The sequence below is a fragment of the Vibrio sp. Vb339 genome (genome assembly GCF_902751245.1).
GTDB lineage: Bacteria > Pseudomonadota > Gammaproteobacteria > Enterobacterales > Vibrionaceae > Vibrio > Vibrio coralliirubri.
The window spans coordinates 1419717-1432670 of the sequence record NZ_CADDIS010000001.1 but is presented as its reverse complement, the minus strand read 5'-3'; the positions used below and the strand labels follow the sequence as shown (position 1 = coordinate 1432670).

Genomic DNA, 12954 nt, shown 5'->3' with positions numbered 1-12954 from the left:
TATCCGCAAACTGTTACCTCAATCATCTCGCCCATTGAAAGAACACTATAGGATAAAACTTGGATTCAATCTAAGTGAGATACCTATGCGGTTAGAACAGACTAAATGTGTGATTTTCGATTGTGACGGAACACTTATCGATAGTGAAAAGCTGTGCTGCCAAGCTTTGGTGAACGTTTTCACTGGCTTTGGAGCGGAGCTCAACGTCAACGACTGCTATGCGCATTTCCAAGGTGGGAAGCTAGCCGACATCTTAATGGATACACAAGAACGTCTTGGGCTATCTATCTCGATTGATACACTTGAACCGTTATACCGTACTGAATTAGAAGCACTGTTCCAACGTCATTTAAAACCGATGGAAGGCGCTATCGAACTTATTGAATTCCTCAAACAACAAGACATTGAGTTTTGTATCGCTTCCAATGCACCGAAATCTAGAGTTGAATCTTCATTGGCGATGACAGGCATGCTAGACGACTTCAAAGGCAAAGTGTTCTCTGCTTTTGATGCTAACAGTTGGAAGCCAGAGCCAGATCTAATCATGTACACGGCCATGAACATGGGTTTTCTACCGAATGAGTGCATCTATGTGGATGATACGTTGAAAGGGATTGAGGCTGGTGTTCGCGCGGGTATCCAATCGTTTCGATTACGCCCGAGTATTGATGAAGCAATCGTAGATCCCGAAGCCGACTCAGCAGAACTCGCGGCTCAGGATATCTATAGTTTAGAAGAAATTTCAGTTTGGATTAATGGCAAGCACTGCTCAAATGGTGGTATATCGAATTCTGCAGCTTTGGTGGGGTAGAGCTTAATTGAAGGCTGACTACCTTACTAAATTGTTTGGTATGGAAACCGCAAGATGCACAAGTAAACTTCTCTCCACTTTCTGAAAGAAGATACTCGTCGTGTTGGCATAAAGGGCATGTAATGTCGTCGGTGTTTGGTGTTTCTGTTTTATTCATTATGTGTCACCTGCAGCAAGAGGGTAAGCGAAAAAAGACCCGTTCAATTAGATTACTCCTAAGCTCGAATATTAGACAGTTCTGACACTTCTTAATCTCTCCTTTGCGACTTGCTTCATGGTAATTGATAATGTCATCGTTATTGACCATGCCTCTTGTAATGTTATTAAACAAAAGCCAAAAAAAAGGACCCATTACGAGTCCTCATTAGTTTGTTTTCAATTCGCGCCGCTAGTTCGACAGTTGAGTCTTAAGTGCGGTAGCGTGCCAACGTCTGAGACAGAGAAACTGATGCTTCTGTTAGCCTAGAGACGCCATTTGAAGAATTCTGAGCCACGTCTTTAATCACATCGGATTGGCTGCGAATATCGTTAAGTTCAGCTGCAATCGTATTGGCAACGTTACTTTGCTCGTCTGCCGATGTTGCGATTTGGATACTCATGTCCATCAGTGCTTGAGCTGAATCTGCAATCGAGTTTACGTCGTGACCAATGTCCGAAATTAGTTGGCTACTGGTTTGCGCTTGATCAACCGTCTGTTCGGTGATCTTCGCGATATTTTGGCTCTCTTGTTGTAAGCGCTCAATCATCGCTTGGATTTCTACCGTAGCTGACTGAGTGCGGCTTGCCAGTGTTCTTACTTCATCAGCAACAACAGCGAAACCACGGCCTTGTTCGCCCGCACGAGCGGCTTCAATCGCGGCATTCAAAGCAAGTAAGTTAGTTTGCTCTGAAATAGCATTGATCGTCGTGATGACTTCGTTAATTTGGCTCGTGTTCACATTCAAGCTAGTAACAGAAGATGAGGTTTGCTCAATCAAAGAAGAAAGGGTGGTGATTTCCGAGATTGCTTGTTGAACTTTTGCGTGGCTATCGTTGATTTGCTGCGCGTCTTGCTCTGTTTGTTCCGTTGAACGTGCAGAGATGTTAGAGACTTCATTCGCCGAAGCTGTCATTTGGTCCATTGCTGTCGCAACAGAGTCTAGAGAGGCGTTTTGGCTCATGATTTGTGTTTCGCTGCGCTTCATCTCTGTTTCGAAAGAAGCCGACGTTTCACTTAGCGTTGCTGCACTGTGGTTTACGTTGTTAACTAACTCACTAAGCGTGTCCATTGAGCGGTCAAGCGCACAACCAATCGTGCCAAACTCGTCACGGCCAGGGTGGAAGCCAAGGCGTGATGTTAAGTCCCCATCCCCAATCTTTTGAGTGGTTGAGTAAAGAACCCAAAGTGCGCCGCCTAGGAAAGTCGCTACCCAGTAACAGAAAAGACCAAAAGGCACACACCACAAAAAGCTCAGTAATAAAGTGTACAGTGCTTGCTGCTTTTGGTTCTGTATATCGTTAGTTGAAACGGTAAGTGAGTAGTAGTTGCCATCTTGTGCGAGTGCTGTGGCAATCACCGAACCATTGTTTGAAATAGTGGTTTGTTGAGCGCGAGTTTGTTGGCTAACAGAGCGAACAGAAGCAGGGGAATCTGATGCTGATAAAATACCTTGCAGTTGATACTCGACCTGCTGTTTTGCAGTTACGTCAATGTGTTCCATTTTGTTGACGTAGTTCAGTCCAGCTAGGCTTGCCAAAGCGGCAAAAAAGATTAAGAAAATGACCCAAAACTTGTCGTTGATCGACATCTTGATAAACAGTTTGTCTATCGTTCGAAATTGTACTTCTTTCATAAAAACTCCACGGTAAATCCTTTACCGTGGACTCTAAATAACCGACCTCAATAAAAATGTGACTTCAATCGACTAATTGTGAAAATTAATGATAGTGACATGTTATTTATGAGATCTGTATCAAGTAAATTAGTTCTGTATAGGTTTATTAGCCCAAAGAAGGCAGTAACCCTACTGAAATAAGAACTTGAATGGCAATGATAAATACGCCAATGCTACCTGCTAAAAACAACGCTTTGCTACCGCCTAACACTTGGTAACTGGCTTCTGCAGATTGAGGTTTGACAGAGAAATCAGTGTAACGAACCTTGTAGACCATCACTGTTGGTAACAGAATCGCGAGCACTGAAAGTGCAATGGCTGCATAGCCTAAAGCCATGATGAAGCCTTGTGGGTAAAATAAGGCAAAACCCAGTGGCGGTAAGAAGGTGATAGCAGCTGTCTTAACACGTTTTGCGTCACCTAGTTTCTTGCTCAGTGAGTCGCCCATGAATTCAAATAAGCCCAAGCTCACACCAATAAAAGATGTCAGCAGTGCTAGGTCCGCGAATACACCGACGATCACGCTTAGGTTGGATTGATGAACAGTCTGCGATAGTGAGACTAATAGCGCGCCTAAACTTGTATCAGACAATAATTGCTCTTGGCTAATCACACCCAAAGTAACACTTTGCCAGAAAACGTAGATAACCAGAGGCAGTGCCGAGCCAATAATCATTACCTTACGTAAAGAACGAACGTCACCATCTAGGTATCGAACGATTGATGGGATGCTTCCGTGGAAACCAAAAGAGGTAAACACAACCGGAATCGCCGCCACAATCAGGCCTTGCTGTAAAGTCATGCTCATTAAGTATTGAGAGGTAATGTTTGGAGCTAGGAAGCTAAGTACCAACATCATTGCGATAAGCTTTAAGCCAAACAAAACGCGGTTAACTTTATCAACACTGTGTGTACCAATCGTCACAACGCCAGCAACTAATAGGGTAAATAGAAGCGTGGTGATTTGAGCGTTGAGTTCGATACCCGCGATATCCGAAATTCGTTGGTTAAATTGCGCACCGCCGCCAGCTATGTATGCCGCACACAGAGCGTAGAAAAGAAACATCACCGCGAAGCTCGCAATCCACTTTCCTTTTGTCCCTAAAATGGTGTGAGCTAACGTGTGTAGGGTAGCGTCAGATTCTGCGAATTGGTGAAGCTCTACCATTAATAGAGCCGTAAAGGCCATTAACGCCCATAAACCCAGCATCAAGAAAAGTGAAGTTGAAAAGCCAATACCTGCAGAAGCAAGTGGAAGAGCGAGCATGCCAGCACCAATGGTTGTGCCTGCAATGATCAAAGTACTACCAAAAACCTTTGATTTATTTATTGTATATAATTCTTTACGTTAGGGTGTGTTTTCATTGTAATTCTTCTAGCTTAAGCGCATAAACCCAAAGAATATCTCGATTTTGAAGTATTCTGATTGAGTTTAATTCCAAATGCAATACTTAATGTAATTAAAAATATCCACTGTAAATTAATATTTACACTCAGGGACGTAGCAGCATTCAAATGAGCAAAGCAAACGTTTGACCATGACCGGCTTCAAAATTTATAGAGTAATTTGTTGTACTTGGTGTAAGGTGGCAGTACATATGTCGTTCGCGTATACCCCTTTAGCGTAAAAAAGCGTTAATGATCGCGAGTAGCTTTAAGCTATGAATATGGAATGGGTAGAGTAGAGTGCGTTCATCAAAGTGACATAATATAAGTCCAAGATGGTGCACTAGTTAATAGGACATCATGTCCACATCAAGGAATAGAGGGGGCACAATGAGTGACCAATCTTATAATGACGAAAGTCTAGAGTTGTTAGATGCTATGGAAATTGGCATTGATTTGTCTGACTATGAACAGACAGTGAAACAGTTAGCAGAAGAGCTTTTCAAGTCTTCGAACTAAGCTTTTAAGATCTTTAGTAGAGTTTCAACTGAAACGTTTAAAGCTAAAAGTTTTCTTAGCTAAAGCTTCTCAAAGCAAACAATTCTAAACTGAGCAAATCTTATTCGCTCACACGTCATACCAAAACTATCCTCATTAAAGTTCGCGAAGATAAACGAGTACGTTTACCATGTTACTTAGTTCTCGATACTTTAATGAGGTTCAATGAACTTTCTCGCACACCTTCACATCGCCAAGCACTGTAACAGCAACTTAGCAGGTAACCTGTTAGGTGATTTTGTTAAAGGCGACCCTAATAAACACTATTCTGATTCCCTTTCTGACGGTATTAGGCTTCATCGATTTGTTGATAGCTATACTGATCGTCATGATGTATCTCGTTCTGCAAAATCACTTTTCTCAGACCAAACACGACGCTTTGCGCCTATCGCACTCGATGTATTTTGGGATCACTGCTTAGCCAATCATTGGGCTCAGTTTTCACAGCAGACATTAGAGCGTTTTTGTTTCGATAGCCATGAGCAGATCTTTGAACATCAAGAGCCACACTGGCCAGAAAATTTCGTTATGGTTCATCAGAAAATGGCTGAACACAGATGGTTAGAGAGTTATCAAGACATGTCGTCTATAGAGGTGGTATTGCAGCGAATGGCGATGAGAAGGCCCAAGCTCGGTATGCTCGAAGCATGTTACGATGACCTCGAACGTCACTACGATACGTTGCAGTGTCACTTTAATGAGCTTTATCCCAACGTCTTAGAAGAAGCGAAGCAGTTTAATGCGCTTCAAATGAAGAAAAATCAAAAGGAAAGGTAAACAGCGTAATGCAGGTTTGCTACAATCCGCGCCTATTTAATCTTTGAGCATCATACTATGTCTGAATCTACAAAATCTTTTAACCAACTAGGATTATCTGAGCATCTTCTTGCCACGCTGTCTGAGCTTAATTTTACGGCTCCTACCAGTGTTCAAGAACAAGCGATTCCATTGGTATTAGAAGGCAAAGATGTACTGGCTGGTGCTCAAACGGGTACAGGTAAAACGGCTGCGTTTGGTTTACCGATTATTCAAAGATTAATCGAGACGAAAGACAACGTTATTCCGAACCCTAAGCTCGTTCGTGCTCTTGTTTTAGTGCCAACTCGTGAATTGGCACAACAGGTTTTCGATAACTTAACTAGCTACGCAAAGGGCACCGACATTAAAGTCGTGGTGGCTTACGGCGGCGTCAGCATGAAGGTACAAACTGATAACTTACGCGGTGGCGCAGATATTCTTGTCGCGACGCCTGGTCGTCTTATTGATCACATGTTCACTAGAAACATCATGTTGAGCCAAACGGAAGTACTGGTACTGGATGAAGCTGACCGTATGTTAGATATGGGCTTCATGCCTGACATCAAGCGTATTCTTTCTCGCATGAACGAAGTGCGTCAAACTCTGTTCTTCTCTGCAACGTTTGATAACAAAATCAAAGCGATTGCACACCGTATGATGCAGAAGCCGAGTGAAATTCAAGTTACGCCAAAAAACAGCACCGCTGAAACCGTAACACAGATGGTTTACCCGGTAGATAAGTCGCGTAAAAGTGAATTATTAGCGTATTTGATTGGCTCAAAAAACTGGCAACAAGTGTTGGTGTTCACTAAGACTAAGCAGGGCACTGATGCTCTCGTTAAAGAGCTTAAGTTAGACGGCATTAAAGCGGCATCAATCAATGGCGATAAGAGCCAAGGTGCGCGTCAAAAAGCCCTAGACGATTTCAAGTCAGGTAAAGTTCGCGCGTTGATCGCGACTGACGTTGCAGCCCGTGGTATCGATATTCAGCAGCTAGAACAAGTTGTGAATTATGACATGCCATTCAAAGCAGAAGATTACGTTCACCGCATCGGACGAACTGGCCGTGCGGGCAACAGTGGTTTAGCGATCTCTTTGATGAGTCAGGACGAAGCTTACCTATTGGGTGATATTGAGCGATTACTTGATACTCGCTTGCCTCAAGAGTGGCTAGAGGGCTTTGAACCAAGCTTAGAAAAAGATCTAGCGCCCGATCGTGGTGGTCGCAGCAAAAGCCGTTCATCAGAAAAACGTAAGATGAAAGCGAAGCTTAAGGTTCATCAAAATCGCGGTAAAGCCCGTCGCTAATAAGCTGTACAAAGCTCCAGTTTAAAGATCTCTACATATAAAAACGCGCCGTTACAGTGACTTCTGTAACGGCGCGTTTTTGTATCTTATAAGCTCATAATGGTTATGAACCCGATTAAGCTTTGTGTTCCTGGTTACACTTCCATTCACATGGCACTTCATAAATCAGCTCTTCAATCGAGGTTGGGTTTAGAACCCACTCTTCATCAATATTGAACTTGCTGACCATCTGCGTGTTGAAAAGCTGCCAATGCTTAAGTAGGGCATCTTCAGGAGAGGTGACCATATCGCCTTCATTCCAAGTGCTTTCCATAAAGGGAGTGAGGCATACAGCGCCGTTTGCGTACATGATCATTTGCCATTTAACTTCGTAAATGTTGATCATTTTGTCTGGGTTAGCTGCATTGTACTCAGCGGCAAGGCCGTTAATCTCTTTTTCAACATCGCCGACATTGTCGATGAAGTAATCAACAAGGTTGTCTTCTTGGCGAACAGAGTCTGAAATAAGCTGCATTGGCCTACGTGAGTGAATCATGTTGGTGAACAGACGCATGCTAAACAGGTAGATAGCGATATTTGGCGCAACATCTTTTGGCAGCTCTTCCATAATCTTACTGATGTAAGACTGAAAATAATCATGTAAACAATCACTTATCGCATGCCAAATCTTTTCTTTACTACCAAAGTGGTGGCGGATAAGGCTATGTGATACGCCTGCCTTTTCACTGATGTTTCGCAGTGATACACGATCGTAGCCAAAGTCACAGAACATGTCTGCGGCAACGCTCATGATCAAAAAACGCGTCTCTTCGGCGTCTTTTGCACTTCTTCTACCTTGCTTTTTTTCGGTCATCTTCATTTCACATAATTACCTGATTACCACATTCTACACTGTTTTTACTGAAATAAAAAATACTGCACAGGTGGAAAGTAAAGCTTGAGAATTATTTAATATTAAATATACTGCCCACCTGTGTAATAAATCATAATAATTAAATGGAGAGACATCATGCAGTCCAATTTGTCTATCAATGCCATATCGAGCAAGCGCATGGGAGCTGTTATTGCAGCACTATTGCTCGCAGGTTCTCTAACTGGATGTGACAAAGTTCAGTCAGAGGAAAATGAGCAGGTAATCAAGCCTGTAAAGCTGTTCGAAATCCCGCAACAGACTGATATCGATCTTGATAGCTTCATTGCAAAGGTTGATGCAACCGACCGTGCGGCACTTTCTTTCCAAGTGGGTGGTGATATAGAAACCTTCGATGTTCGTATGGGACAAGAAGTGAAGAAAGGTCAGGTGTTAGCCGTATTAGACGCAACGGATTACCGTATTGCCGTTGACGCAGCCCAAGCTAAATTTGATCTGGCGAACAGCCAATACAAACAAGCTTCTGAGTTGTATGCGAAAAAACTGGTCAGTACCGATTACTACGACCAAGCCGTCAACACCTTTACTGCCGCTGAAGTTGAGTTGGACCAAGCAAAAACAAACCTTGGCTACACTACCTTAGTTGCTCCATTCGATGGCGTGGTATCGATGGTGTTTGGAAAGCAATATCAATTGATCGCAGAAAAGCAGCCTGTACTGAATATCTTGAATCACAGTGAAATGGATGTGACGTTTTCAATTCCAGTATCAAAGCTTGAAGACCGTTCTATTCAAGACCTAACGAGCTCAAACATGTGGGTTGTGATGGACAGCCACCGCGGCATTCGTATCCCGACTCGCTTTAAAGAAATCTCTACGCAACCAGATGAAGACACCAACAGCTACCAAGCGGTTGTGTCTATCGAAAAGCCAGAAGGCATCAATCTACTTTCTGGTATGACAGCGCAAGTTGAAGTTCAGAAAAGTAAATCTGACTACGGCATTGGTATTGTGGATTCAGCTTGGTTAAACAAAGACGCAGGCCATGGTGAACTATGGCGTTATAACCCTGACTCTCAACTGATTTCTAAAGTACAAGTCCTTCTAGATGAGCAAGGCAAGGTTATCGACGGATTGTCGTCTGGCGACCTTATCGTTGAAGCGGGTGTGGATGTGTTATCAGACGGACAACAAGTAAAAGCTTGGCTTCGTGAAGGCGGTATTTAATGAACCTTTCAAAATTATCAGTTGTTGTCGCGTCGGCTCTGTTACTTCAAGCCTGTAACAATGAAGCTGTGCACCGTGAGCAACCGCCTTTGTTGGTTTCTACCTTTGAAGTTGGCGCACCGCTGACTAATCAGTTCAGAAGTTTTAATGGACAGGTGATGCCAGCTGAATTGACTCCCTTGGCATTTAAGCTAGCAGGCGAGATTCAACAAGTATTAGTAGAAGCGGGCGATAACGTCGAAAAAGGGCAGTTATTAGCCACCTTAGATAACGCAACGTACGTACAAGATCTGACTGATGCTCATTCTCAATTCAAACTGGCGAGCAAACAGTTGGCCCGTGGAACGGAGATGTTTGGCAGCGAAATGTTATCGCAATCAGAACACGACCAATTGACGGCTAACTACAAGCTCGCATCGGCGAATTTGGCGGCGGCGAAACGCAAGCTAAGTTACACAGAACTTTTAGCGCCGTTCTCAGGAACAGTTTCAACTGTCGATAAGCAACGGTTCGAAAACACGACGCCTGGAGAAACACTACTGAGTGTGTACCAGAACGACAAAGTGTATGTGCGAATTCAAGTATCAGATTCGATCTTGGCATCAATTAGCCCAGACATGCGTTCAAATAGCTATCGTCCTGAGGCGACCTTTGGCGGTCACACAGGCCAATACCCACTGACGTATCTAGAGCACACCAGTGAACTACACCCGCAATCACGTACCTACGAATTTTGGATGCAGATGCAGCAGCCTGAAAGTGAAATTCTGCCGGGCACGAGCGTTACGGTCAATGTGGATATGGCGAAAGCGGGCCTGAGTGATGTTCAAGGCTATCAGCTACCAATGACAACGCTAGAAGCGGGCTCTGAAGCGAATCAGTTCTATGTGTGGAAAATGGAAGACGGACAAGCATTCAAAAGCGAAGTAGAAGTCGACAAGATCAGTGGCCAAGGCGCATTAATCGCTCATGGCGTTGAGCAAGGTGATCGACTCGTAAACTCGAATCTAAGAAAACTCCGTGACGGAATCCAATTGTCAGGAAAAGCAGAATGAACATCGCAGAATATTCAATAAAAAACAAAGTAATCAGCTGGCTGTTTCTAGTCATTTTAGCCATTGGCGGTGTGTCGTCTTTTGGCAACCTATCCCGTTTAGAAGACCCGGCTTTTACTATTAAAGATGCCATGATTATTTCAACTTACCCTGGCGCTACGTCAATGGAAGTTGAAGAGGAGTTGACGTATCCACTTGAAAAAGAGATACGACAGCTGCCTTATATCGACAAGATTACCTCAACCTCATCGAATGGCATGTCTCAAATTATGGTGAGCATGAAGATGGACTATGGTCCGGATGAGCTACCTCAAATCTGGGATGAAATGCGTCGTAAGATCAACGACCTACAGCCAACGCTGCCTAGTGGTGTTAATTCTGTTCAGATCATCGATGATTTTGGTGATGTGTTTGGTGTAATGATCATGCTGACGGGTGATGGTTACGATTATGTCGAGCTCAAGCAGTATGCTGATTATCTCACACGTGAAATCGAACTGGTTGAAGGCGTAGGCAAGGTAAGTATCGCAGGCGACCAACAAGAGCAATTGTTCGTTGAGATGTCACTTGAGCGTTTAGCGGCGTTAAACCTAGACATGTCGACAGTGACATCATTGCTCGCACAGCAAAATAGTGTGGTATCGGCTGGCGAGGTCATGCTCAATGGTCAAAGCCTAACCATCAAACCTAACGGCACGCTGAGCACGGTTGAAGAATTAGAAAACTTAATTATTCATGGTCGCGATACGGGTAACCTAATTCGCTTGAAAGATGTCGCTGAGGTTACTCGCGGAATCCAAGAAAAGCCAGGTAACGTATTAACTTACAATGGCAAACCAGCAATCAACCTAGGCATTGCGTTCTCATCGGGCGTAAACGTGGTGGAAATCGGTAATGCGCTTGATGCAGAACTTGATCGTTTAGAAAGCATTAAGCCAGCCGGTGTTGAGTTGAATTACTTCTACAACCAAGCACAAGAAGTGGACAAGTCTGTTGCTGATTTCTTGATCAGCCTAGTGGAAGCGGTTGCAATTGTTATCATCGTACTTCTGTTCGCGATGGGCTTACGCAGTGGTTTAATCATCGGTTTAGTACTGCTACTGACGGTGTTCGGTACGTTCATTTTGATGGACTACAACGATGTTGAACTGCACCGTATCTCGCTGGGTGCTTTAATCATCGCACTGGGTATGCTGGTGGATAACGCGATTGTTGTCGTTGAAGGTATTTTGGTTGGCTTGAAGAAAGGCAAAACCAAGCTTCAAGCAGCGAAAGACATCGTGAAGCAAACGCAATGGCCACTATTAGGTGCGACCATAATCGCTATCACAGCGTTTGCACCGATTGGTTTGTCGAAAGATGCGACAGGCGAATTCATGGGTTCGTTGTTCTGGGTACTGTGTTTCTCACTGTTTTTGAGTTGGGTAACAGCACTAACACTAACGCCTTTCCTTGCCGAGATGTTGCTTAAAGAAGAAGACAAGGTTGATGAAAACGAAGACCCATACAAAGGCATCCTGTTTGTGGTATTCGGTGCGTGTCTGAAAGTAGCACTTCGATTTAGATGGCTTACTGTAGTTAGCATGGTCGCGCTATTAGCAGTTTCTGTGGTCGGTTTTGGTATGGTGAAGCAGCAGTTCTTCCCACCGTCAAATACGCCAATGTTTTACGTAGACATGTGGATGCCAGAAGGCACCGATGTTCGTGAAACGATCAAGCAGACAGAAAAAGTTGAAAGCTACATTCGCCAGCAAGACGATGTAGAGTTCGTGACAACAACGGTTGGACAGGGCATGCAACGTTTTGCGCTGACATACCAACCCGAGAAAAGTTACGAAGCGTACAGTCAGCTACAGGTACGAACGACTGACCGAGACACCATGTTTAAAGTCCTAGAAGGGCTAGACAAGGACTTGGCCAATAAATTTGAACAACCTACGTTCCAATTTAAACTGATTGAGTTTGGCCCGTCGCCAGCTTCAAAAATCGAAGCTCGTATTAGCGGTGCCGACCCGCAGATTCTTCGCAGCATTGCGGTTGAGGTAGAAGATATCCTGTTGGCGGACCCTGGCTCTCGAAATGTGCGTCACGATTGGCGTGAACGTACCAAAGAGCTCGTGCCACTGTTTAACGAATCAAAAGCACGTCGCCTTGGCATTTCAAAGACAGATCTGTCTGAGACACTACAGATGGCGTTTGGTGGTTACAACATCGGCTTACTGCGCGATGGTACGCACATGTTACCTATCGTGGCACGCCTGCCTGAAGAAGAGCGTTTTGATTTTGAATCACTAAACAATGTGAAGATCTGGAGCCCATCACTGCAAACCTACATTCCTGTAGAACAAGTGATCGATGGAGTTGAGCTTCAATGGTCTGAGCCACTGATTCAACGTCGTGACAGAAAGCGTACGTTAACGGTTCTGGCTGATCACGATGTATTGGGTGATGAAACACCAGCTAGCTTGTTTGCTCGCGTAAAACCAAAGGTTGAAGCACTCGATTTACCAGCAGGTTACAACATTAGTTGGGGCGGTGAGTACGAGAGTTCTAAAGATGCACAAGAATCTCTATTTGGTTCACTGCCAATGGGTTACTTGCTGATGTTTATCATCACTATGCTTCTGTTTAACTCGGTTCGTAAGCCACTTGTGATTTGGTTTACGGTGCCACTCTCTATCATTGGTGTTTCGATTGGTCTGTTAGGTACTAATATGCCATTCAGCTTCACTGCGTTCTTAGGTCTATTGAGTCTAAGTGGCATGATTTTGAAGAACGGTATCGTACTGCTTGACCAGATCAACAGTGAGCTACAAACAGGTAAAGACCCATATTTAGCGGTTGTCGACAGTGCGATCAGTCGTGTGCGACCGGTATCTATGGCAGCATTAACAACTATCTTGGGCATGATTCCCTTGGTATTCGATGCATTTTTCGGCTCGATGGCGATTACCATCATGGCAGGCTTAGGCTTTGCTACCGTACTAACGCTAATAGTAGTACCAGTGATGTTCGCTATTCTATATAGAATCAAACCGTCCACTGCGGGTTATTAGGGATTGATAT

Annotated in this window: 10 protein-coding genes; 7 read left to right on the top strand and 3 right to left on the bottom strand. The window is 44.0% G+C overall.

The annotated features are described in order from the left end of the window. Positions 1–85: 85 nt before the first annotated feature. Complete coding sequence (locus HRQ85_RS06365; RefSeq protein WP_050620786.1) at positions 86–811, top strand: HAD-IA family hydrolase; 726 nt, start codon at positions 86–88, stop codon at positions 809–811. Positions 812–1218: 407 nt separating this feature from the next. On the opposite strand, the gene HRQ85_RS06360 is transcribed toward HRQ85_RS06365, so the two are convergent. Next, positions 1219–2643, bottom strand: a complete 1425-nt coding sequence (locus HRQ85_RS06360; RefSeq protein WP_172379050.1) for a methyl-accepting chemotaxis protein — start codon at positions 2641–2643, stop codon at positions 1219–1221. Positions 2644–2791: 148 nt separating this feature from the next. Beyond that, on the bottom strand, positions 2792–4015 hold the full coding sequence (locus tag HRQ85_RS06355; RefSeq protein WP_172379350.1) for an aromatic amino acid transport family protein: 1224 nt from the start codon (positions 4013–4015) through the stop codon (positions 2792–2794). A gap of 446 nt (positions 4016–4461) precedes the next feature. Here HRQ85_RS06355 and HRQ85_RS26385 point away from each other — a divergent pair, with 446 nt between their 5' ends. From HRQ85_RS26385 to HRQ85_RS06345, 3 genes are all read left to right on the top strand, one after another. After that, on the top strand, positions 4462–4590 hold the full coding sequence (locus HRQ85_RS26385) for a hypothetical protein (protein WP_017059831.1): 129 nt from the start codon (positions 4462–4464) through the stop codon (positions 4588–4590). Positions 4591–4794: 204 nt separating this feature from the next. Continuing rightward, the gene (locus HRQ85_RS06350) at positions 4795–5406 is read left to right on the top strand and encodes an acyl carrier protein phosphodiesterase (protein WP_172379049.1); all 612 of its coding nucleotides are present in this window, start codon (positions 4795–4797) and stop codon (positions 5404–5406) included. A 57-nt stretch (positions 5407–5463) separates the two neighbouring features. Beyond that, entirely contained in the window at positions 5464–6735 is a 1272-nt protein-coding gene (locus tag HRQ85_RS06345; RefSeq protein WP_172379048.1) for a DEAD/DEAH box helicase, read from the top strand. 115 nt (positions 6736–6850) lie between these two features. Here HRQ85_RS06345 and HRQ85_RS06340 read toward each other — a convergent pair whose 3' ends face one another. Next, positions 6851–7594 (bottom strand): TetR/AcrR family transcriptional regulator, encoded by a 744-nt coding sequence (locus HRQ85_RS06340; RefSeq protein WP_050620783.1) that lies wholly within the window; start codon positions 7592–7594, stop codon positions 6851–6853. A gap of 150 nt (positions 7595–7744) precedes the next feature. On the opposite strand from HRQ85_RS06340, the gene HRQ85_RS06335 reads away from it, so the two are divergent. From HRQ85_RS06335 to HRQ85_RS06325, 3 genes are read left to right on the top strand one after another with little or no spacing between them, the layout of a single operon-like run. Further along, positions 7745–8833 (top strand): efflux RND transporter periplasmic adaptor subunit, encoded by a 1089-nt coding sequence (locus tag HRQ85_RS06335; protein WP_048612522.1) that lies wholly within the window; start codon positions 7745–7747, stop codon positions 8831–8833. After that, complete coding sequence (locus HRQ85_RS06330) at positions 8833–9888, top strand: efflux RND transporter periplasmic adaptor subunit (RefSeq protein ID WP_050633296.1); 1056 nt, start codon at positions 8833–8835, stop codon at positions 9886–9888. Before HRQ85_RS06335 ends, HRQ85_RS06330 begins: the two co-directional genes overlap by 1 nt. Further along, positions 9885–12944, top strand: a complete 3060-nt coding sequence (locus tag HRQ85_RS06325; protein WP_050633297.1) for an efflux RND transporter permease subunit — start codon at positions 9885–9887, stop codon at positions 12942–12944. The genes HRQ85_RS06330 and HRQ85_RS06325 overlap by 4 nt, the downstream gene beginning before the upstream one ends. The last annotated feature ends 10 nt before the right edge of the window (positions 12945–12954 follow it).

What these genes read in the sequence shown, in the direction of transcription:
- HRQ85_RS06365 (WP_050620786.1), top strand. Translation starts at nt 86, where the DNA reads ATGCGGTTAGAACAGACTAAATGTGTGATTTTCGATTGTGACGGAACA.
- HRQ85_RS06360 (WP_172379050.1), bottom strand. Translation starts at nt 2,643, where the DNA reads ATGAAAGAAGTACAATTTCGAACGATAGACAAACTGTTTATCAAGATG.
- HRQ85_RS26385 (WP_017059831.1), top strand. Translation starts at nt 4,462, where the DNA reads ATGAGTGACCAATCTTATAATGACGAAAGTCTAGAGTTGTTAGATGCT.
- HRQ85_RS06350 (WP_172379049.1), top strand. Translation starts at nt 4,795, where the DNA reads ATGAACTTTCTCGCACACCTTCACATCGCCAAGCACTGTAACAGCAAC.
- HRQ85_RS06345 (WP_172379048.1), top strand. Translation starts at nt 5,464, where the DNA reads ATGTCTGAATCTACAAAATCTTTTAACCAACTAGGATTATCTGAGCAT.
- HRQ85_RS06340 (WP_050620783.1), bottom strand. Translation starts at nt 7,594, where the DNA reads ATGAAGATGACCGAAAAAAAGCAAGGTAGAAGAAGTGCAAAAGACGCC.
- HRQ85_RS06335 (WP_048612522.1), top strand. Translation starts at nt 7,745, where the DNA reads ATGCAGTCCAATTTGTCTATCAATGCCATATCGAGCAAGCGCATGGGA.
- HRQ85_RS06330 (WP_050633296.1), top strand. Translation starts at nt 8,833, where the DNA reads ATGAACCTTTCAAAATTATCAGTTGTTGTCGCGTCGGCTCTGTTACTT.
- HRQ85_RS06325 (WP_050633297.1), top strand. Translation starts at nt 9,885, where the DNA reads ATGAACATCGCAGAATATTCAATAAAAAACAAAGTAATCAGCTGGCTG.